The 18,659-nt window shown below is 59.2% G+C and carries 19 protein-coding genes; 9 read left to right on the top strand and 10 right to left on the bottom strand.

Going from position 1 to position 18,659, the window contains the following annotated elements; all coding sequences use genetic code 11:
* Nucleotides 1-696 carry an urea ABC transporter ATP-binding subunit UrtE gene (gene urtE, locus ACR0IP_RS12695; protein ID WP_170378543.1) on the top strand — a complete coding sequence of 232 codons (696 nt, stop codon included), beginning with the start codon at nt 1-3 and terminating at the stop codon, nt 694-696.
* Nucleotides 697-711: 15 nt separating this feature from the next.
* Here urtE and ACR0IP_RS12690 read toward each other — a convergent pair whose 3' ends face one another.
* The 10 genes from ACR0IP_RS12690 to ACR0IP_RS12645 all read right to left on the bottom strand — a co-directional run bounded on the left by ACR0IP_RS12690 (nt 712) and on the right by ACR0IP_RS12645 (nt 10,158).
* Entirely contained in the window at nt 712-1,809 is a 1,098-nt protein-coding gene (locus tag ACR0IP_RS12690; protein WP_480525911.1) for a M56 family metallopeptidase, read from the bottom strand.
* Nucleotides 1,796-2,191 carry a BlaI/MecI/CopY family transcriptional regulator gene (locus ACR0IP_RS12685; protein WP_170378547.1) on the bottom strand — a complete coding sequence of 132 codons (396 nt, stop codon included), beginning with the start codon at nt 2,189-2,191 and terminating at the stop codon, nt 1,796-1,798. The genes ACR0IP_RS12690 and ACR0IP_RS12685 overlap by 14 nt, the downstream gene beginning before the upstream one ends.
* Before the next feature lie 65 nt (nt 2,192-2,256).
* Nucleotides 2,257-2,658 (bottom strand): DUF2160 domain-containing protein, encoded by a 402-nt coding sequence (locus ACR0IP_RS12680; RefSeq protein ID WP_170378549.1) that lies wholly within the window; start codon nt 2,656-2,658, stop codon nt 2,257-2,259.
* Nucleotides 2,659-2,666: 8 nt separating this feature from the next.
* Entirely contained in the window at nt 2,667-3,464 is a 798-nt protein-coding gene (locus ACR0IP_RS12675) for a carbohydrate ABC transporter permease (RefSeq protein WP_170378551.1), read from the bottom strand.
* Nucleotides 3,461-4,324 carry a carbohydrate ABC transporter permease gene (locus ACR0IP_RS12670; protein ID WP_085807799.1) on the bottom strand — a complete coding sequence of 288 codons (864 nt, stop codon included), beginning with the start codon at nt 4,322-4,324 and terminating at the stop codon, nt 3,461-3,463. The genes ACR0IP_RS12675 and ACR0IP_RS12670 overlap by 4 nt, the downstream gene beginning before the upstream one ends.
* On the bottom strand, nt 4,324-5,397 hold the full coding sequence (locus tag ACR0IP_RS12665) for an ABC transporter ATP-binding protein (protein ID WP_480525909.1): 1,074 nt from the start codon (nt 5,395-5,397) through the stop codon (nt 4,324-4,326). The genes ACR0IP_RS12670 and ACR0IP_RS12665 overlap by 1 nt, the downstream gene beginning before the upstream one ends.
* Before the next feature lies 1 nt (nt 5,398).
* Nucleotides 5,399-6,448 (bottom strand): ABC transporter ATP-binding protein, encoded by a 1,050-nt coding sequence (locus tag ACR0IP_RS12660; protein ID WP_170461603.1) that lies wholly within the window; start codon nt 6,446-6,448, stop codon nt 5,399-5,401.
* Between the two features lie 86 nt (nt 6,449-6,534).
* The gene (locus tag ACR0IP_RS12655; RefSeq protein ID WP_170378557.1) at nt 6,535-8,274 is read right to left on the bottom strand and encodes an ABC transporter substrate-binding protein; all 1,740 of its coding nucleotides are present in this window, start codon (nt 8,272-8,274) and stop codon (nt 6,535-6,537) included.
* A 172-nt stretch (nt 8,275-8,446) separates the two neighbouring features.
* Nucleotides 8,447-9,157 carry an aspartate/glutamate racemase family protein gene (locus ACR0IP_RS12650; protein ID WP_170689055.1) on the bottom strand — a complete coding sequence of 237 codons (711 nt, stop codon included), beginning with the start codon at nt 9,155-9,157 and terminating at the stop codon, nt 8,447-8,449.
* Nucleotides 9,158-9,231: 74 nt separating this feature from the next.
* Nucleotides 9,232-10,158, bottom strand: coding sequence for a LysR family transcriptional regulator (locus tag ACR0IP_RS12645; protein WP_170378560.1), 927 nt, complete (start codon nt 10,156-10,158; stop codon nt 9,232-9,234).
* A gap of 91 nt (nt 10,159-10,249) precedes the next feature.
* Here ACR0IP_RS12645 and ACR0IP_RS12640 point away from each other — a divergent pair, with 91 nt between their 5' ends.
* The 8 genes from ACR0IP_RS12640 (at nt 10,250) to ACR0IP_RS12605 (ending at nt 18,420) form a co-directional block, all read left to right on the top strand.
* Entirely contained in the window at nt 10,250-11,383 is a 1,134-nt protein-coding gene (locus ACR0IP_RS12640; protein ID WP_480525906.1) for an enolase C-terminal domain-like protein, read from the top strand.
* Nucleotides 11,380-12,630 (top strand): NAD(P)/FAD-dependent oxidoreductase, encoded by a 1,251-nt coding sequence (locus ACR0IP_RS12635; protein WP_480525904.1) that lies wholly within the window; start codon nt 11,380-11,382, stop codon nt 12,628-12,630. The genes ACR0IP_RS12640 and ACR0IP_RS12635 overlap by 4 nt, the downstream gene beginning before the upstream one ends.
* A 50-nt stretch (nt 12,631-12,680) precedes the next feature.
* Nucleotides 12,681-13,661 carry a TRAP transporter substrate-binding protein gene (locus ACR0IP_RS12630; RefSeq protein WP_170378565.1) on the top strand — a complete coding sequence of 327 codons (981 nt, stop codon included), beginning with the start codon at nt 12,681-12,683 and terminating at the stop codon, nt 13,659-13,661.
* Nucleotides 13,662-13,739: 78 nt separating this feature from the next.
* A complete protein-coding gene (locus ACR0IP_RS12625; RefSeq protein WP_419738744.1) occupies nt 13,740-14,264 on the top strand; it encodes a TRAP transporter small permease in 525 nt (174 codons plus the stop codon).
* A gap of 4 nt (nt 14,265-14,268) precedes the next feature.
* The gene (locus ACR0IP_RS12620; RefSeq protein WP_170549260.1) at nt 14,269-15,582 is read left to right on the top strand and encodes a TRAP transporter large permease subunit; all 1,314 of its coding nucleotides are present in this window, start codon (nt 14,269-14,271) and stop codon (nt 15,580-15,582) included.
* Between the two features lie 6 nt (nt 15,583-15,588).
* Nucleotides 15,589-16,521 (top strand): hypothetical protein, encoded by a 933-nt coding sequence (locus tag ACR0IP_RS12615; RefSeq protein WP_480525902.1) that lies wholly within the window; start codon nt 15,589-15,591, stop codon nt 16,519-16,521.
* 148 nt (nt 16,522-16,669) lie between these two features.
* Nucleotides 16,670-17,254, top strand: a complete 585-nt coding sequence (locus tag ACR0IP_RS12610) for an ANTAR domain-containing protein (protein ID WP_170378569.1) — start codon at nt 16,670-16,672, stop codon at nt 17,252-17,254.
* Nucleotides 17,251-18,420, top strand: a complete 1,170-nt coding sequence (locus tag ACR0IP_RS12605; RefSeq protein WP_170378570.1) for an ABC transporter substrate-binding protein — start codon at nt 17,251-17,253, stop codon at nt 18,418-18,420. Before ACR0IP_RS12610 ends, ACR0IP_RS12605 begins: the two co-directional genes overlap by 4 nt.
* Nucleotides 18,421-18,659: the final 239 nt, after the last annotated feature.

Here is an 18,659-nt window from a genome sequence, read left to right as displayed (position 1 = left end):
ATGCTGAAACTGAACGATTTAACCCTGCACTACGGCCATTCACAAATCCTCAACGGTATCTCCATGGAGGCAGAGAGGGGTGAGGTGACATGCGTGATGGGCACCAATGGTGTCGGCAAGACCAGCCTGATCAAGGCGATCTCGGGCACCCATCCCCGCTCTGGCGGGTCGCTGACACTGGACGGCGAAGCCCTTGGCCCGCTGTCTGCGCATCAGATGGCCTGGAAAGGTGTCGCCTATGTCCCGCAAGGGCGTGAGATTTTTCCGCTTCTGACGGTGCGTGAGAACCTCGAAACCGGGTTCGCCTGCCTTCCCGCGGCTGAACACTTCGTACCGGATGAGATCTTTGACCTGTTCCCGGTTCTGGCCCAGATGCAGCATCGGCGCGGCGGAGATCTGTCTGGTGGCCAGCAACAACAGTTGGCGATTGCCCGGGCACTGATCACGAAGCCTCGGCTCTTGCTGTTGGATGAACCTACCGAGGGCATTCAGCCCAACATCATCCAGCAGATCGGCGAAGTGATCCGCCACCTGCGCGATCAGGGCCAGATGGCGATCCTTCTGGTCGAGCAGTATTTTGACTTTGCCTACGACCTCGCCGACCGGTTTGTCGTCCTGCGTCGGGGTGAAATCCTGCTCGAAGGCCGCAAGCAGGATGTGTCTCGGGATCAAGTCCTTCAAGGCGTCTCGGTCTGACCGAGACGTCGCTTGTCAGTTACCGCTGTTGCGACGTTCCAGCCGCTCAAGGTTGACCACGGTCGAAAGCATAAGCCGGTCTTGGCTCCACCCGTCGGTCTCGCGCAAACTGGCCGAGCCCCAGGCCAGGACAATCGCAAAGATCAGGCTGAAAGTCAGGACCATCGCATGCAGCGGATGCCCTCCTTTGGGTCCGTCCGCCAAAGCGATTATGCGTTGTCTCAGCACCCGCTTCGCCTTGTTCCCATTGACCAGCGCAACATTCAGAACCTGCGGACGCTCGCGGGTGACAGTGCGGGCGCAATAGTCCAGCAGGCATTTGGCATAGTCCACCGTATCCAGTCTGCGTCTGGCAACAATGGCCTGATCGCAACCAAGCTCGCGCAGCCGCTCAAACTGATAGCGCAGGATGTGATAGGCCGGATTCCAGAAAAACAGCGGGCGCAGAAACTCCAGCACCAGCTCCCATTCGACGTCACCGCCGCGAACATGCTGGAACTCATGGGCAATCGCGAACCGCAATTCGTGGCGATCATTCAGCAGGTTGCTGGGCAGGATTACGTGACGACGGCGCAGACCCCGCACGGCAAAGGGAACTTTGATGTGATCCGACAGACGGACATCCACTTTGGCTGAGCGTTTCCATAGGAAACTGTCCAGGACCGTCTGACGAATTTGCAGCGCAGCCCAGATCACGCGGATGACCAGCATGGCCGAGACCAATGCCAAAGCCGCAAGAGCGGCGATCGCCCAGACGGAGCTACCATCCAAAGCAGCTTCAACCCAGCGCTGGCGCGTGTTCAGCAGCGTCTCAAACTGGGTTGCAGGCAGCGCGATCTCACCCCTCAGATAGGCCGCAACGGCGACGTCGCCGATGGCCATCGGCTGACCTGGCCAGATGAATTCGAACAAATGCGCCACCCCAAAGGCCAGCACGGGGCTGAGCATAAGGCAAAGCACCAGCACCCTAAGCAGGCGAAACTGATCGGAAAAGGACAGTCGCATCGAGGTTCGAGACAGGACAAATCGGGCTGAGAACCACAACACGACCGATAGGATCAGAACAAAATTCAGTTCGAGATAGGCATCGAGAACCGGCTTAACCGCTGTCATTTTGCAGTCTCCTTTCTACCAATGCCCGAATATCCTCAAGATCCGCCTCGCTCAGACCCGCATCATCGACCAAGCGCGCCACCAGCGAGGCTGGTGTGTTGTCAAACAACGTCCGCGAGAGGTTCTGAAGCGAGCGGGCCTGGTACCGATCCTTGTCCAGAAGCGGGCTATAGATCAGGGTCTTTCCGTCCTTGCGGCTTTCGACAAAACCTTTTTCGTCGAGAATACGCAGGATCGTTGCACCTGAAGTATAGGCCAGATTCCGTTCCGGTGGCAGGCGGTCCAATACATCACGCACCGAGCCTTCCCCTAGGGCCCAAAGTTCGTTCATGAACTCCAGTTCAACCTCGGTCAGCAGATTTGTCGTCTTTTTCTTTCGCATTGCTCTTGGTGTCGTCATGATTGGTGTGCCTGTCAGACAAGCATCCTTTCGTGTTTTGTCAAAGCCTAAACTTTCCAGAAAACGAAGAAACCCCAACCGATGGACAGAAACAGCGGTGTCCAGACCGGTTGACCCACGAAACCGAGCCAGGCCAGAAAGATATAGGCCGAGCCAAGCAGCGTGATGAACAGGCGGTCGCCCAGCGTTGTGGTCAGACCCAGCACGCCTTTGCGTTCAATGCCATCGCGGAATTTGAACCCTTCCAGCACGCCGATAAGTGCAATGGCCGAGAAGATGCCGACGAACAAAGCCAGCGTGGCTGGCGTCCAAGCCATCCAGAAATCAGGCCACAGCGGATCGGTCCATGAAAAGCCTTTTTCCTCTTGCTGGCCGACGCTGCCCCAACCCGCCTGCTGGGCAAATGCCGCAGAGGGCAGGAAGGGAAGGATGATAAGGAGTTTGCGCATATCGAACCTCATACACGTCCCATCGCGAAACCACGCGCGATGTAGTTGCGGACAAACCAGATGACAATGGCGCCGGGAATGATGGTCAGTGTTCCGGCGGCTGCCAGCAGGCCCAATTCATACCCCGCGCTGGATGCAGTACGAGTCATCACGGCGGCGATGGGCTTGGCCTCAACCGCTGTAAGCGTCTTGGCCAGAAGCATCTCGACCCACGAGAACATGAAGCAGAAGAACGCCGCTACACCCACACCCGCTTTGATGTTGGGCAGGAAGATCGTCACAAAGAATCGCGGGAAGGAATAGCCGTCGACATAGGCGGTTTCATCCAGCTCTTTCGGGATACCCCGCATGAACCCTTCCAAAATCCATACCGCCAGCGGCACATTGAACAGCGTATGCGCCAAAGCCACGGCCAGGTGAGTGTCAAACAGACCGATCGAGGAGTAGAGCTGGAAGAACGGCAGCGCGAACACCGCTGCAGGGGCCATCCGGTTGGTCAGCAGCCAGAAGAACAGCTGCTTATCGCCCAGAAACCGATAGCGTGAAAACGCATAGGCCGCAGGCAGGGCCACACAGACCGACAGCACCGTGTTGATCGTCACATAGATGATCGAGTTGATATAGCCCCAGTACCACGTCGGATCGGTGAGGATGGTGGTGTAGTTCTCCAGCGTGAAGGTCTGGGGAAACAGGGAAAAGCCCGACAGAATCTCGTTCGTGGTCTTGAAGGACATCGCCACCAGCCAATAGATCGGCAGCATAAGAAACGCGATATAGAGGATCGGGATAAGAGACCGCTTCTTCATTGCGCGTCATCCTTTGTCATCAGAGTGTAGAAGACCCAGCTGACCAGCAGCGTGATGGCGAAGTAGATCAGGCTCATCGCGGCTGCAGGGCCAAGGTCGAACTGTCCCAACGCGATCTTCACAAGGTCGATCGATAGCAAGGTTGTTGAGTTGCCGGGGCCACCGCCGGTCAGAACGAAGGGCTCGGTATAGATGTTGAAACTGTCCATAAAGCGCAGCAGAACGGCGATGGTCAGGACGGTTTTCATCTTGGGCAGTTGGATATAGCGGAACACCGACCACGGGCTAGCCCCGTCAATCTTGGCCGCTTGGTAGTAAGCGTCTGGGATCGACACGAGGCCTGCATAGCACAGCAGCACGACCAGCGAAGTCCAGTGCCAGACATCCATAACAACAACCGTGATCCATGCCGACAGAGGCTGTTGCGTCATATCATAGTTGATGCCCAGGACGTCATTCAGGAAGTAGCCCAGCAGGCCGATCTTGGGCAGCGTGAAGATGTTCCACATCGAGCCAACCACGTTCCAAGGGATCAGCATCGGCAGGGCCATCAGGACCAGACAGACCGGCACCCAGAACCCTTTGCGCGGCATCGACAGGGCGACGATGATGCCCAAGGGCACCTCGATCAGAAGGATCAGGAAGGTGAACAGGAACTGCCGTCCCAGCGCGGCCTGAAAGCGGTCCGAACGCAGGATTTGCTCGAACCAGCCAAGCCCCTCCCAGAAGAACTGGTTATTGCCGAAGGTTTCCTGCACCGAGTAGTTGACCACCGTCATCATCGGAACCAGCGCGTTGAACGCGACCAGTGCGAGAACCGGCAGGACAAAGAACCAGGCTTTTTGGTTTTCTGTTCTCATCAGCTGCGCTCCTCGGTTGCGATCCAGCCGTCGCGGTAAACGCGAGATTGTTCTGGTTTGAATTGCAGGAAGACCTGTGAGCCCGGTTCAGGCACGGAGTGTTCGGTTACAGCCTTGAGGGCCGTATTGCCGACCATCGCGCTGACCACATAGTGGCGGCCGATATCGGACACTTTGGTGACATGCGCCGGAATGCCGGTGTCGCCAAAGCCCACGTATTCCGGGCGGATGCCCAGATCGGTGCGTCCTCCGTCGCCATGGGTGGGACCCTCCAGCATCACTTCATGGCCCTCAAACACAGCCCGGTCGCCTTTGGCGTCGCAGGGCAGAACATTCATGCCGGGGGAGCCGATAAAGTGGCCAACAAAAGTGTGCTGCGGGCGCTCGAACAGCTCAACAGGGGTGCCGATCTGAACGACCTCGCCGTCTTGCATCACGACCACCTCATCCGCGAAGGTCAGCGCCTCGGTCTGGTCGTGGGTCACATAGATCATGGTTGCCTGCACTTTCTGGTGCAGTTCCTTCAGCTTCGAGCGCAGCTTCCATTTCAGATGCGGGTCAATCACGGTCAGCGGCTCATCAAACATCACCGCGTTCACATCGTCGCGCACCAGTCCCCGCCCCATCGAGATTTTCTGCTTATTGTCCGGGCTGAGGCCGCTGGCACGGGTGTTCAGCATATCCGTGACGTCCAGCATCTCGGCGATCTCATCGACGCGCCGCTTGATTTTGGCGGGGTCGACGCCTCGGTTTTTCAGGGGAAAGGCCAGGTTTTCGCCCACGGTCATCGTGTCGTAGATCACCGGAAACTGGAAGACCTGCGCAATGTTGCGCTGATCGGGTGGAAGGGCCGTAACATCCTGACCGTCAAACAGAATCTGCCCCTCAGACGGTGTCAGCAGACCTGAGATAATATTCAGCAGAGTGGACTTGCCGCAGCCCGAGGGCCCCAGCAGCGCATAGGCCCCGCCGTCGCGCCATGTGACATCGATTTCTTTCAGCGCATAGTCCTCGGGGCCTTTCGGCGCGGGCATATAGCTGTGTCGCAGATTGGAAAGCTTGATCTGTGCCATGTCAGGCCACCCTTTGGCCGTCTTGGCCGAAATACCGGCAATGCGCCGGGTTCATGTAGAAACTGTGATCCTCACCGACTTGATAAGGGTGAACCCCTGCCGCCAAAGACACCCAGTCGTCCGAGCCATGCCGGAAATGCGCGCTGGAATCCGATCCCGACAGTTCGGTCACAATCACGCGGCCTGTCAGTTCAACGTCAGCCTCAGATGTCCGGATTGGAGTGACGCGATGCGGACGCACGGCTACCATGTATTCGCCATCGGCCATATTCTGAACCGCCCAGCCGCCGCCTCCGGCAAGCTGCGCTTGTGCGCCGGATACCGTGATACGCGCCACGTTGATCGGCGGGTCCGAGAATACGCGTGCCGCAGCCAGATTTTCGGGATTGCGGTAGATATCAGCCGTCGGGCCGAACTGCGTCACATACCCGTCTTCCATCAATGCGGTATGTCCACCCAGCAAGAGCGCCTCTTCGGGTTCCGAGGTCGCATAGACCACCACGGCGCCACGCCCGGCGAACAGATCGGGCAACTGCTCACGCAGCTCTTCGCGCAGCTTGTAGTCGAGGTTGGCCAGCGGCTCATCCAGGAATACGGCGCGGCTTTCTTTCGCAATCGCACGGGCCAAGGCGGTGCGTTGTTGCTGGCCACCAGACAGTTCGTGCGGGCGGCGATGCAGCATCGGGCGCAGTTGCAGCAGGTCGGCAGCCTCTTCCACGCGGCCCTCGATTTCGGACTTCGCCATACCAGCCACGCGCAAGGGTGAGGCAATGTTGTCGAAAACGGTCATATGCGGGTAGTTCACGAAGAACTGGTGGACCAGGCTGATCTGACGCTTCTGCGTGTTCAGCTTCGTCACATCCTGCCCATCCATGAAGACCTTGCCCGAAGCGATCGGGTCCAGCCCGGCCATCATCTTGATCAGAGAGGTCTTGCCCGATCCCGTCGCCCCCAGCAGCACATTGAAATGGCCGGTCTGCAGCGTCAGGGATGTGGGTTTGATGTGAATGACGTTCCCGACCCGTTTGGTCGCGTCTTTAAGTTCGATCATGTCCGTGAATTCCGATCCCGCAGCGCGATGCGCTGTCTTGGTCTTGGGATGGGGATGCCGCAATCGGCACCCCCGGTTTCAATCGCTTACTGAGACTGCCAGCGCTGAACCAGTTCGTCATAGTTGACGGTCTGGCCTTGCGGCTTTTCGTTCTCAAGCTTGGCCTTGGGCGAGCCCTCTTTCTCCAGCCAGAAGGCAGGATCCTGCGGCTCGTTCAGACGTGGGCCGCAGCCACCGTAGACACCGGCACTTTCATCCGCGGCCTGCATACGGGCCATGGTGATGTCCATTTCCTCAGCCAGACGATCCATCGCCTCTTGCGGGGTGAAGGCGCCCGAGTTCACGTCACCGATCTGCTGCCACCAGATTTGGGCCAGCTTCGGATAATCCGGAACGTTGATGCCGGTCGGCGACCATGCCACACGGTCAGGTGAGCGGTAGAACTCGACCAGACCACCCAGCTTGGGTGCGCGTTCGGTGAACGACTCGTGGTTGACCGAGCTGTCGCGGATGAAGGTCAGACCCACATGGGACTTCTTCACGTCAACAGTCTTCGACGTCACGAACTGAGCATAGAGCCAAGCCGCCTGGGCACGATCCTCGGGGGTCGATTTAAGGAACGTCCAGGAGCCCACGTCTTGGTAGCCGACCTTCTGGCCTTCTTCCCAATAGGGGCCGTGCGGGCTGGGCGCCATCCGCCACAGCGGCGTGCCTTCGTCGTCCACGGTGTTGTTGCCTTCGGACTTCGGCTTCACCATGTCAGCGGTAAAGGCGGTGTACCAGAAGATCTGCTGGGCCACGTTGCCTTGGCTAAGCGCTGGCAGCGACTGGTAGAAGTCATAAGACGCCGCACCCGGAGGAGCGTATGCCCGCAGCCACTCATCCCACTTGCGGATCGCGTAGACCGCAGCCGGACCGTTGGCCGCACCACCGCGCGAGACGGAGGCCCCGACAGGGTTACAGGTGCCCGCTTCCATGCGGATGCCCCACTCGTCAACGGGGATACCGTTCGGCTCACCCACGTCACCGGCACCGGCCATCGACAGCCACGCGTCGGTCATTCGCCAGCCAAGGTCAGGCGCGCGTTTGCCGTAGTCCATGTGACCGTAGATTGTCACACCGTCGATCTCTTTCACGTCGTTGGTGAAAAATTCGGCAATGTCTTCGTAAGCGGACCAATTGACCGGAACGCCAAGGTCATAGCCATACTTCTCTTTGAAGGCGGCCTTGTTGGCCTCGTCATCGAACCAGTCTTTGCGGAACCAGTAGAGGTTCGCGAACTGCTGGTCGGGCAGCTGATACAGCTTGCCATCCGGACCGGTGGTGAACTGAATGCCCATGAAGTCATCCAGATCCAGCGTCGGCGAGGTTGTCGCCGCCCAGTCGCCTGCCATCATGTCGGTCAGCGGATAGGCCAGTTGCAGGCGAGAGTGCGTCCCGATCAGGTCACTGTCATTGACGTAACCGTCATAGAGGTTCCGGCCCGTCTGCAGCTGGGTCTGAACCGCCTGAACCACTTCGCCCTCGCCGAGGATCTGGTGGTTGACCTTGATCCCGGTGATCTCTTCGAACGCCTTGGTCAGCACCTCGGATTCATACGAGTGCGTTGGAATACCTTCTGACAGAACGTTGATTTCCATGCCCGCATAAGGCTGTGCAGCTTCGATGAACCACTTCATCTCGCCCATCTGTTCGTCTTTCGACAGAGTCGATGGCTGGAATTCGTCGTCGATCCAACGTTGTGCTGCGGCTTCGTCGGCCCAAACGGGACCGTGCCCCGCAATGACGGCAGCCGCCGCCACTGCGGAAAGTAGATGTCTCCGCATCTGTTTCCTCCCAAAAACTATGGATTCCGGCGCGAACCGGATGGCAACCAACATCAGCGATTTACCGCGCATCTGTCAAACTAAATTTTTAGTAATTGACGCGAGGGCAGAAAATTTCTGTCTTATGCATTGTTATTATTTAATTTTCCCAACCGAGTGCCGTACCGCGTTTTCAGAACCTTGGCGGCAAAAGACCGGAATGGAACCACGTCACAAAGCTGACAATCGAGAAAACAGGCAACCCCGTCGCACTTTGAATATCGGCCGCATAGGGGCACATATTGGTGCATTCCAGAACGATTGCGCCAAGCTCAGGGTGGTTTTTTTGCAGCCGCAAAGCCGCCTCGACATTGTCAGCGCGCGCCTTTTCGACATTCAGAGACTCCTCATTCTCCAGAATTGCGCGCGTGAATTCCTGCCCCCCTTCCGTCGTTCCGATCGGCGTTCCTTCGGGCACCTGTGCTTTTCGCAAATGATCCTCGGTCAGGGTCGAGGCCGAGATGGTCAGGACCCCAGCACGCTTTCCAGCTGGGAGGGTGCGATTGACCATCTCAACCTGCATCAACGACGAGGTCACGACTGGAACCGGAACGGCCTCGGACAATTCTTGCTGGAACAAGGACAGAAAACCGCAATTCGTGGTGATGCCGTCCGCGCCATCGCGAACAAGGTCACGGGCTGCATCGACAAACGCGCTCAACATGCCCTCGGCCCCACGCCTCACAACAAGGTCAGGCGAGGCATCGCGCACGATCCGATACAGCACCGGAAACGGCCAGGTCGTCGCGTTGCCCATGTCGCCCGGAATGCGCGGAAACCGCGCGTCGAGCATCAAAATACCCACCGACGCTCCGTAGATGGATTTCCCCCCTTGTGCGATCATCTGCCCCTCCTCCTGAGTTCTGAGCGTCGAATTCGCCCGACAGTTTCACATCCTCATGCGACTTGCCAACCGCGTTATCCACTCGTCTGCCGTTCGTCTGGTACCGCGCCCTCGGCAAAGGTCTCAATCGAGGTCGTCAACTGCGCTAGAAACGCCTGCCCGATGGCGGAGAGCGGGCGGCCTTTGGCGGTGATGACCGCAAGATCCAGCATCACGGGCGGCTGAAACTGCCGGGTTTGATAGCCGTCCTCGCCATCGAACGACACGGTAAACGGGTCGACTAGGGCTACACCCATGCCCTCCTTGACGAAGCTGAGCAGGTTTTCCGACAAATGCGTGTGGATCTTGGTCCGCCAATCGCACCCGGCCTTCTGGAATACCTCGCGCGTCCGGCGGTGGGTTTGATGCTCCGGCCCCATCACTATGAAGGGCTCCTTTTCAAGCAGTTCCGGCGTCAGGACCTCATGCGCGGCCAGAGGGCTGTTTTCGGGAAACGTCGCCAGCGTTTCAAACCGAAAAACCTTGGCGTTCAGGGTGTCGTGCAGAATGGGCATCTCTACGATGCCGATCTCGAACAGGCCCGACGTCACCCATTCCTGAATTTTCGACGAATATTGCGATTGAAAGCTGACAGACAGATTGGGGCGTGATTGCGAAAACCGCGCAATCTCGCGCGGCATGAAGCCGAAGGACAGCATATGCGGGGCGGCGACTTGCAATTGGCCGGGGTGTTTGTTCTGCAAATCCGTTACGGCCTGCGCCACGTGATCCAACCCGCGCACCACGGTGTCGACCTCACGATAGAGAAGCTCGGCCTCGGGCGTGGGCAGCAAGCGTCCCTTGGTGCGTTCGAACAAGGGCAAACGCGCCTCGCGCTCTAGCTGAGACAGAAGGTTGCTGATGCCCGGCTGTGAAATGCCAAGCACTGACGCGGCGCCGGTGACCGTCCCTGTCTCCATGATCGCATGAAAAGCCTGCAACTGACGAAATCTGAGGGACATCCACACATCACTTTTTCTGATAGTATAAGCAAGATATAGTATTTGAAATGATATTCCGGTCAAGGCAGGCTGCGTCCTGACCGGAGGTGGGATGTCTGATCTACAACAGAAAATAACGGGCTATGATGTATGGCATCTTGCGCTGCCGGTGACATCGCGTCGGGATCACGGCATCGGCTCGGTCGAAGGCGCGTGCGAGGTCGTCATCCTCAGATTGACCACTGAGGACGGCACGCAAGGGTTTGGTGAGGCCTCGCCCTGGTCGGTGTTTACCGGCACGCCCGAGGCCACGTTTGCCGCGCTGGACCGCTATCTGCGCCCGCTGGTTTTAGGCGCGCGCCTGTCCGACCGGGCCGCGATCATGGCCCAGGCCGCCCACGCGGTCGCCCACTGTACCGAAGCCAAGGCCGCGTTGGAGGCCGCGCTGCTGGACCTGACTGGCCGCATCTCCGCCCTACCGGTTTGGGCCTTGTTGGGCGGCAAGTGCCGTGATGCGATCCCGCTAAGCTGCTCCATCGCCAATCCTGACTTTGCGCAGGATATCGACCTGTTGGCGCGGTTGCGCGATGATGGCGTGCGGATCGTGAAACTCAAGACAGGGTTCAAGGATCATGCGTTCGACATCATGCGGCTTGAATATCTGGCCCAGAACCACCCCGAGATGGCCGTCCGCGTGGACTATAATCAGGGGCTGAGCATCGAGGACGCCCCGGCGCAGGTGCGCGACGTGGCCCAGTTTCAACCCGACTTCATCGAACAACCGGTACGGGCGCAGCACTTTGGCATGATGGCCCAGCTGAAGCAGATGATCGACGTCCCTCTGCTGGCCGATGAAAGCGTCTTTGGCCCCGAGGACATGGAGCGCGCCGCACGTGAGGGGATTTGCGACGGCGTCTCGGTCAAGATCATGAAATCCGGTGGTCTGACACGAGGCCAGACGGTCGCCCGCATCGCCGCCACCCATGGGCTGAGCGCCTATGGCGGCGACATGTTTGAAGCAGGCTTGGCCCATCTCGCCGGAACCCACATGATCGCCGCAACGCCCGAGATCACATTGGGCTGTGAATTCTATCAGGCCAGCTATTTTCTGACCGAAGATATCCTCGAAACCCCTTTCGAGGTGCGGGACGGTCAAGTCATCGTACCAGACGCCCCCGGGCTGGGCGGAATGCCGGACGTGGCCAAGCTCAACCACTATGCGGTTGCGAAATCGGGGGCAGCATGAGCGACAAGAAAACCATTGCCATCATCGGTGCCGGAATTGTCGGCGTCTCGGCCGCGGTCTGGCTGCAGCGGGATGGGCATAATGTAGTCCTGATTGACAAGGCAGGACCTGCCGAGGGGACGTCTCATGGCAATGGCGGGGTACTTGCCTCCTGCTCAATCGTTCCGGTGACAGTGCCGGGCCTGCTGCGCAAAGCCCCCCGCATGCTGTTCAGCCCATCTGAGCCGCTGTTCATGAAATGGGGTTACCTCCCTAAGCTTGTGCCTTGGCTGACCCGCTACCTGAGCCATGCAAAAGCCCACGAGGTAGACCGGATCGCCGCCGCCCTGACTCCGATCATTGGCGACAGTTTGAACGACCACAAGGCCGTGGCTGAAGGGACCGGGGCGGAGAAATGGCTGGTCCCCTCGGACTATCTTTTCCTTTACCGCGATCGAGCCCATTTCGAAGGGGACGCCTTTGGGTGGGGCATCCGGCGCAAGCATGGGTTTCACTGGGATGAGCTCGAAGGGCAGGCCTTGCATGACTACGATCCGGTCTTCAGCCGCGACATCTCATTTGCCACAAGGTTGGCGGATCACGGCCATATCACCGATCCGGGCCGCTATGTGAAAGACCTTGCCGCCCATGTCGAGGCCAATGGTGGGCGCATTCTGCGCGCCGAGGTCGAAGATGTCACCCGAGATGCGGGCAAGGTAACCGGCGTGCGCGCGGGCGGCGAGACCATCGCCTGCGACACGGCCATCGTCAGCGCGGGCGTCTGGTCCGGACCTCTGGCCAAACGGCTGGGCATCTCGGTCCCGCTGGAAAGCGAGCGTGGCTACCATCTGGAACTGGTCGCGCCATCGGCCATGCCCCGCAGCCCGGTCATGGTGGCCTCTGGTAAATTTGTTGCCACACCGATGGATGGGCGCATACGGTTGGCGGGTATTGTCGAATTTGGCGGGCTGGACGCTCCGCCCTCACGCGCGCCATTTGAATTGCTGCGCAAGAACGCCCGCGCAGCCCTGCCCGGCGTGACATGGAAGGAGGAAATTGAATGGATGGGCCACCGACCGGCCCCTGCCGACTCGATCCCGATCATCGGTGAGGTTCCCGGTATTTCCGGGGCCTATATGGGCTTCGGCCACCACCATATCGGCCTGACCGGCGGCCCCAAAACCGGCCGTTTGCTGGCCCAAATGATCGCAGGACGCACGCCAAACACAGATACCAGCGTCTATGCGCCAGCACGGTTCGCAACATGAATAATTCGGCTCAAGAAGCCAGTCCAACGTATAACAATAGGGAGACTATCATGAAGAAACTCACTAGCCTTCTCGCGGCAACCGCATTGACCGCCGCAGCGGCCGCCCCCGCCATGGCCGAGAAATGGGACATGCCGATGGCCTATTCGGCCTCGAATTTCCATTCGGCTACGGGTGCTGAATTCGCCAAATGTGTAACCACCGGAACCGGCGGCGAAATCGAGATCGTGACCCACCCCTCGGGCTCTCTGTTCAAAGGCGCCGATATCAAGCGCGCGATCCAGACCGGGCAGGCCCCGATTGGCGAGCGCCTGTTGTCCGGACACCAGAACGAAAATGCGCTGTTCGGCTTCGACTCGATCCCCTTCCTTGCCACGTCCTTTGACGACAGCGCCAAGCTGTGGGAAGCGGCTAAGCCCTCGATCGAGAGCCTGCTGGCCGAGCAAAACCTGACGCTGCTTTATGCCGTGCCTTGGCCGCCGCAGGGGCTGTACTTCAAAAATGAGGTGAACTCGGTCGCCGACATGAAGGGCATAAAGTTCCGGTCCTACAACAACGCCACCTCGCGTCTGGCCGAGCTGACGGGCATGCTGCCCGTAACGATTGAAGCCGCCGAGATCAGCCAGGCCTTCGCAACGGGCGTGGCGGACTCGATGGTGTCTTCCGGGTCGACTGGCTATGACCGCAAGGTATGGGAAAGCCTGAACTACTTCTACGAAGTCGACGCCTGGCTGCCGCGCAACTACGTGATGGTCAACTCGGACGTCTGGTCGGGTGTGTCTGACGCCAACAAGAATGTCATAAAAGCGTGCGCGGAACTGGCCGAATATGCCGGCAACTGGCGCGCCAAAGAATATACCGGCTTTACACTGCAGGGTCTGCGCGACGGTGGCATGACCGTTGGTCCGGCCTCTGACCAGATGGTGGGTGAGCTGAAAGAAATCGGCGTCACAATGACCAATGAATGGCTTGAGGCTGCAGGCGACGAGGGCAAAGCCATCGTCGATGCGTTCAACGCCGCGCAGCAATAACGCCAAATCGGGCGGCAGGTCCTTCTGCCGCCCGCACCATCTCAAAAAAACAAACCAAGCGGGGACAGTATGGCGGTTATGCGTGGGCTTCGGTCCGTTCTGGATTTCATTTATCAAGCCGCAGGCGTTCTGGCCGCACTGAGCTTGATCGCCATTTTGCTGCTGATCGTGGTGCAGATGCTGGCCCGCTGGACCGGAGAGGTCTTTCCCGGCGCGCCCGACTATGCCGGTTACGCCATGGCGGCCGCGTCCTTTCTGGCTTTCGCCAATGCGCTGAACCGAGGCAGTCATATCCGCGTGTCCATTTTGTTGAACGCCGTGCCGGACGGTTTTCGGCGTGTTCTGGAAATCTGGTGTTTCGCCATCGGCACAGCGGTGATGTGGTATTTCTGCTGGTACGCCTACCGCTTTGTCTATTGGAGCTGGAAGTTCAACGATGTCAGTCAGGGGCAGGACAGAACCGCCCTGTGGATTCCTCAATCCGCCATGCTGATCGGCGCCGTGATCCTCGCCATCGCACTAACCGACCATCTGCTCCACGTGCTGTTCAAGGGGGATCACCGCATCACCCCCGATCTGGCCGACCAAAGCCAGGGGGAATGAGCGCATGGAAAACCTTTCGATCATCATCCTGTTCATCTTCGTCCTCTTCACCCTGCTCGGCACCGGCGTTTGGGTCGGTCTTGCCCTGATGGGCGTCGCCTGGGTCGGGATGGAGCTGTTCACGACCCGCCCCGTCGGCGACGTCATGATCACAACGATCTGGTCCGCGTCCTCGTCCTGGACCCTGACCGCCCTGCCCATGTTCATTTGGATGGGCGAAATCCTGTATCGAACGCGATTGTCCGAGGATATGTTCAAAGGGCTTTCGCCATGGATGGCCCCTCTGCCCGGCGGGTTGGTGCACACCAATATTGTCGGCTGCACGGTGTTTGCCGCAGTGTCCGGCTCATCCGCTGCCACGCTGACCACCGTGGGCAAAATGTCGATCCCGGAATTGCGCAAGCGCAATTACCCCGAACGTATGATCATCGGCACCCTGACCGGAGCGGCGACGCTGGGCTTGATGATCCCGCCCTCACTGACACTAATCGTCTATGGCGTCACCATCAATGAATCCATCACCAAACTGTTCTTTGCCGGCATCTTGCCCGGCCTCGTTCTGGCCGCGATGTTCATGGGCTATGTTGCGATCTATTCGAAACTTGGCAAGGACTGGCAGCCCAACGTCGAAGCCAAGCTTAGCTTCCGCGAGAAAATCCACAACTCTCGCTTCCTGTTGCCTGTGATCCTGTTGATCACGGTGGTGATTGGCTCGATGTATCTGGGCTATGCCACTGCAACCGAAGCCGCCGCCTTTGGCGTGATCGGAGGGCTATTGCTGGCCGCCGGTCAAGGCTCGCTCAACTGGAAGACCTTCACCGAAAGCTTGATGGGCGCAACGCGCACCAGCGCGATGATTGCCCTGATCCTTGCAGGCGCGGCCTTCCTGTCGTTGTCGATGGGCTTCACTGGCCTGCCCCGAGGCCTCGCCGACCTCATTGCCGGGTGGGAGCTGACGCGGTTCGAGCTTCTTATGGTGCTGCTGGTTTTCTACATCATTCTGGGGTGTTTTCTGGACGGCATCTCGTCGGTCGTGCTGACCATGGCCGTGGTCGAGCCGATGATCCGAGATGCAGGGATTGATCTGATCTGGTTCGGCATCTTCATAGTTGTCGTCGTCGAGATGGCCCAGATCACACCGCCCATCGGGTTCAACCTGTTCGTGATGCAGGGCATGACCAACCACGAGATGAGCTATATCGCCCGCGCTGCAATTCCGATGTTCCTGATCATGGTGCTGATGGTTTTTGTTCTGATCTGGTTCCCTGAGCTAGCCACCTGGTTGCCTGATAACCTGCGTCAGAGCCCCGGCGGGTAGCGCCACTTGAACCCGCTGCATCTGGCGGCCCGCAATGGCCCCATTGTACTGGTCGCGGGGCTGGTTGCCGGTCTGCTCTTGCCTAGCCTCGCCGAGCCGATGCGCCCGCTGTTGCCGCCGCTGGTGATGTTACTGCTGTTCGTGACAGTCCTGCGAATGGAGCCAAAAACACTCATAGGCTCGCTGTCAGACCTGCACAGCGTGATCCGCACGATTGCAGCACTGCAACTTGCGGTGCCGCTGACGCTTCTGGCCATTGGATACACGGCTGGATGGATGAGTTCGCCGATCTTCCTGTCGCTGCTCATCGTCGCCGCAGCGCCCTCGATTTCCGGCAGCCCGAACATGTGCCTGATGATGGGACACCCGGCAGAACACGCGGTGCGCCTTGTGGTGGTGGGAACCGCGCTTTTGCCTCTGACGGCGCTGCCCGTCTTCTGGCTCATGCCAGAGCTGGAGGATGTTCGCGCCGTCACCGGCGCCTCGGCCCGCTTGTTCCTGACCATCGCCGTTGCGGCCTCCGCCGCGATCGTCTTGCGCCTGACTGTCCTCAGAAACCCGTCCGCGTCCACGCTCAGCAGTCTTGAAGGGTTGGGCGCGATCACCCTGGCGGTCTTTGTCATCGGCCTGATGCCATCACTCAGCGCGACGGCGTTGGAGGCCCCCGGCACGGCGCTGTTCTGGGTCGCATTTGCCTGCGTAATCAACTTTGGCGCTCAGGCCGTGATGTTCATCCTATTGCGCAGGCGCGGCCCACCAGCACAAGCGACGGCTATTTCTTTGATCTCAGGCAATCGCAATATTGCCCTGTTCTTTGTCGCTTTGCCGCCCGAGGTCATTGCGCCGATCATGGTCTTTATAGGGGCCTACCAGATTCCGATGTACCTGACCCCGACTCTGATGCGGCGACTGTATCGAACGAACGCGTTTGACCCCTAGGCAATCCCAATAGCTGCGCCCTGTGATTGCCTGAAGAATACGCACTCAGACGTTGTTCGCCCAAAAATTGATCTACACTTGTGGTCCCTTTGCAAGCGTAGCAATCGATCTGTTGCCAACCCCATGCAGCGCGCCCAACTGACTCCGTATGAGCCAGAACCTGACAGTTGTTGTCGTAGAACAAAACCAAGACCGGGCCTTTGCCATCGTGGATGCGCTGAAGGAGTCCGGCGATGTCGATGTATTCGTGATCGGAAACGCCTCGGGACTGGCACGTAAAATTGCCACTCACAGCCCCGATATCGTCCTGATTGATATCGACAACCCGTCGCGCGACATGCTCGAGGAATTAACGGTCGCGTCCGGCCCACTGGAGCGTCCCGTCGCCATGTTTGTGTCCGGAGCAGCCGGAGGGTTGGCGAAAGCCGCTGTTGAGGCGGGTGTCTCGGCCTATGTGGTCGACGGCCTTCAGGCCGAGCGGATCAAGCCGGTGATCGACACGGCCATCGCTCGGTTTCAGGTCCTGCGCCAGATGCGGACGGAACTGGCTGAAACTCGCCGCGCATTGGACGAACGCAAGGTGATCGACCGCGCCAAAGGCTTGTTGATGAAAGCCAAAGGCGTGCCCGAGGATGAGGCCTATGCCCTGCTCCGCAAAACCGCGATGAACCAGAACCGCAGGGTGGCCGAGGTTGCCGAGGCGCTGGTTACGGCCTCGGGGTTGTTGTCATGAGGACCGTCACCCTTCCCGTGGCCTACATGCCGCTGGTCGATGCCGCCCCATTAATTGTCGCGCGCGAAATGGGGTTCGACCATGCCGAGGGCGTTTCGCTGGATCTGCGCCCTGCCCCATCCTGGTCGTCCCTGCGCGACATGCTGGCCTTTGGACATGTCGATGCAGCGCATCTGCTTTCTCCGGTGCCGGTTGCCATGGCCTTGGGACTGGGCGGCATCGCAACGCCGCTTTCGGCCGTGTCGGTGCTTTCGATGAATGGAACCGTGATTGGAATTGGCACGCAATTGGCCGGGCGGCTAGCACATCAGGGATATGGTTTTGATTTCGCCGATGCCGCCAAAGCCGGCGCCGCATTGGCAAAAGCCGCCGGAGACGTTCTGGTCTTTGGTGTGCCCTTCCCTTTCTCGATGCATGTCGAACTGCTGCGCTACTGGGTGGCGGGAACCCCGCTGGCCTCGAAAAAGGTGGAAATCCGAACCGTACCGCCGCCATTGATGGCGCAGGCGCTCGCAGGAGGAGAAATCGACGCCTTCTGCGTGGGTGAGCCCTGGGGATCCTTCGCGGTCGACGACAATGTCGCTACCCTACTTCTACCGGGCCAGGCGATCTGGACCTGCGCGCCGGAAAAGGTGCTGGCCGTGCGCAACGACTGGGCCGAGACCGAGCCGCATCTGCTCGGCAGTCTGATGCGGGCCGTCTGGCGCGCCGGGCGTTGGCTATCAAGTGAAGACAGCCGCACAACCGCGTCCGAGATGCTGTCCCGCAAATCCTATCTCAACGTCTCGCCCGAACTGATCGACCGCGCCCTGATGGGAGAGTTCACGATCTCTGCCCGCGGCGAACAGCGCCATCTTGAGGGGTTCGTCGAGTTCTTTGATGGGGCCGCCACCTTCCCATGGCGCAGCCAGGCGAAATGGATTGCGCATCAATTGGCCCTGCGAAACGGGCTGGATGTCACAACCGCCGAGCGTCAGGCCGCCAAGGTCTTTCGCAGCGATCTTTATCGTCGTGAACTGCAAGGGCTGGGCGTGGAATCACCAGGCGCCTCGGAAAAGCTGGAGGGCGCACTACCCACTTCTACCGCTGTGGCCTCAACCCATGGCAGCCTGATTCTACCCCCGAATGTCTTTTTCGACCGGCGCATTTTCGAGCCGACCGCCTAAGATTGCCTAATTTTTTTGCAGTGCAGCATTCGACAACGCTGCATTGCAGAAAAAGTACCTCTGAAATGCCAAAAAAGGATGACGACCCAAACCCGACAAGGCTTAATCGGGTCAACGGCAGGCAACGACGCCCACCGTAAGAATTCGCCCGCCGAAATGGGCATCCACAAAGAGCAGAGCCGCTCGACCACCCGCCAATCCTCCCGGCGGTGTGTGTCGGCGGCTTTTTTGTTTGCCCA

The organism is Ruegeria sp. AL11 (assembly GCF_056540865.1).
Note: the sequence above shows the minus strand (reverse complement) of the source record. Positions and strands in the feature narration are given on the sequence as shown.

Excerpts from the sequence above, each read along its gene's own strand:
- urtE (WP_170378543.1), top strand. The coding sequence starts at position 1 with ATGCTGAAACTGAACGATTTAACCCTGCACTACGGCCATTCACAAATC.
- ACR0IP_RS12690 (WP_480525911.1), bottom strand. The coding sequence starts at position 1,809 with ATGACAGCGGTTAAGCCGGTTCTCGATGCCTATCTCGAACTGAATTTT.
- ACR0IP_RS12685 (WP_170378547.1), bottom strand. The coding sequence starts at position 2,191 with ATGCGAAAGAAAAAGACGACAAATCTGCTGACCGAGGTTGAACTGGAG.
- ACR0IP_RS12680 (WP_170378549.1), bottom strand. The coding sequence starts at position 2,658 with ATGCGCAAACTCCTTATCATCCTTCCCTTCCTGCCCTCTGCGGCATTT.
- ACR0IP_RS12675 (WP_170378551.1), bottom strand. The coding sequence starts at position 3,464 with ATGAAGAAGCGGTCTCTTATCCCGATCCTCTATATCGCGTTTCTTATG.
- ACR0IP_RS12670 (WP_085807799.1), bottom strand. The coding sequence starts at position 4,324 with ATGAGAACAGAAAACCAAAAAGCCTGGTTCTTTGTCCTGCCGGTTCTC.
- ACR0IP_RS12665 (WP_480525909.1), bottom strand. The coding sequence starts at position 5,397 with ATGGCACAGATCAAGCTTTCCAATCTGCGACACAGCTATATGCCCGCG.
- ACR0IP_RS12660 (WP_170461603.1), bottom strand. The coding sequence starts at position 6,448 with ATGATCGAACTTAAAGACGCGACCAAACGGGTCGGGAACGTCATTCAC.
- ACR0IP_RS12655 (WP_170378557.1), bottom strand. The coding sequence starts at position 8,274 with ATGCGGAGACATCTACTTTCCGCAGTGGCGGCGGCTGCCGTCATTGCG.
- ACR0IP_RS12650 (WP_170689055.1), bottom strand. The coding sequence starts at position 9,157 with ATGATCGCACAAGGGGGGAAATCCATCTACGGAGCGTCGGTGGGTATT.
- ACR0IP_RS12645 (WP_170378560.1), bottom strand. The coding sequence starts at position 10,158 with ATGTCCCTCAGATTTCGTCAGTTGCAGGCTTTTCATGCGATCATGGAG.
- ACR0IP_RS12640 (WP_480525906.1), top strand. The coding sequence starts at position 10,250 with ATGTCTGATCTACAACAGAAAATAACGGGCTATGATGTATGGCATCTT.
- ACR0IP_RS12635 (WP_480525904.1), top strand. The coding sequence starts at position 11,380 with ATGAGCGACAAGAAAACCATTGCCATCATCGGTGCCGGAATTGTCGGC.
- ACR0IP_RS12630 (WP_170378565.1), top strand. The coding sequence starts at position 12,681 with ATGAAGAAACTCACTAGCCTTCTCGCGGCAACCGCATTGACCGCCGCA.
- ACR0IP_RS12625 (WP_419738744.1), top strand. The coding sequence starts at position 13,740 with ATGCGTGGGCTTCGGTCCGTTCTGGATTTCATTTATCAAGCCGCAGGC.
- ACR0IP_RS12620 (WP_170549260.1), top strand. The coding sequence starts at position 14,269 with ATGGAAAACCTTTCGATCATCATCCTGTTCATCTTCGTCCTCTTCACC.
- ACR0IP_RS12610 (WP_170378569.1), top strand. The coding sequence starts at position 16,670 with ATGAGCCAGAACCTGACAGTTGTTGTCGTAGAACAAAACCAAGACCGG.
- ACR0IP_RS12605 (WP_170378570.1), top strand. The coding sequence starts at position 17,251 with ATGAGGACCGTCACCCTTCCCGTGGCCTACATGCCGCTGGTCGATGCC.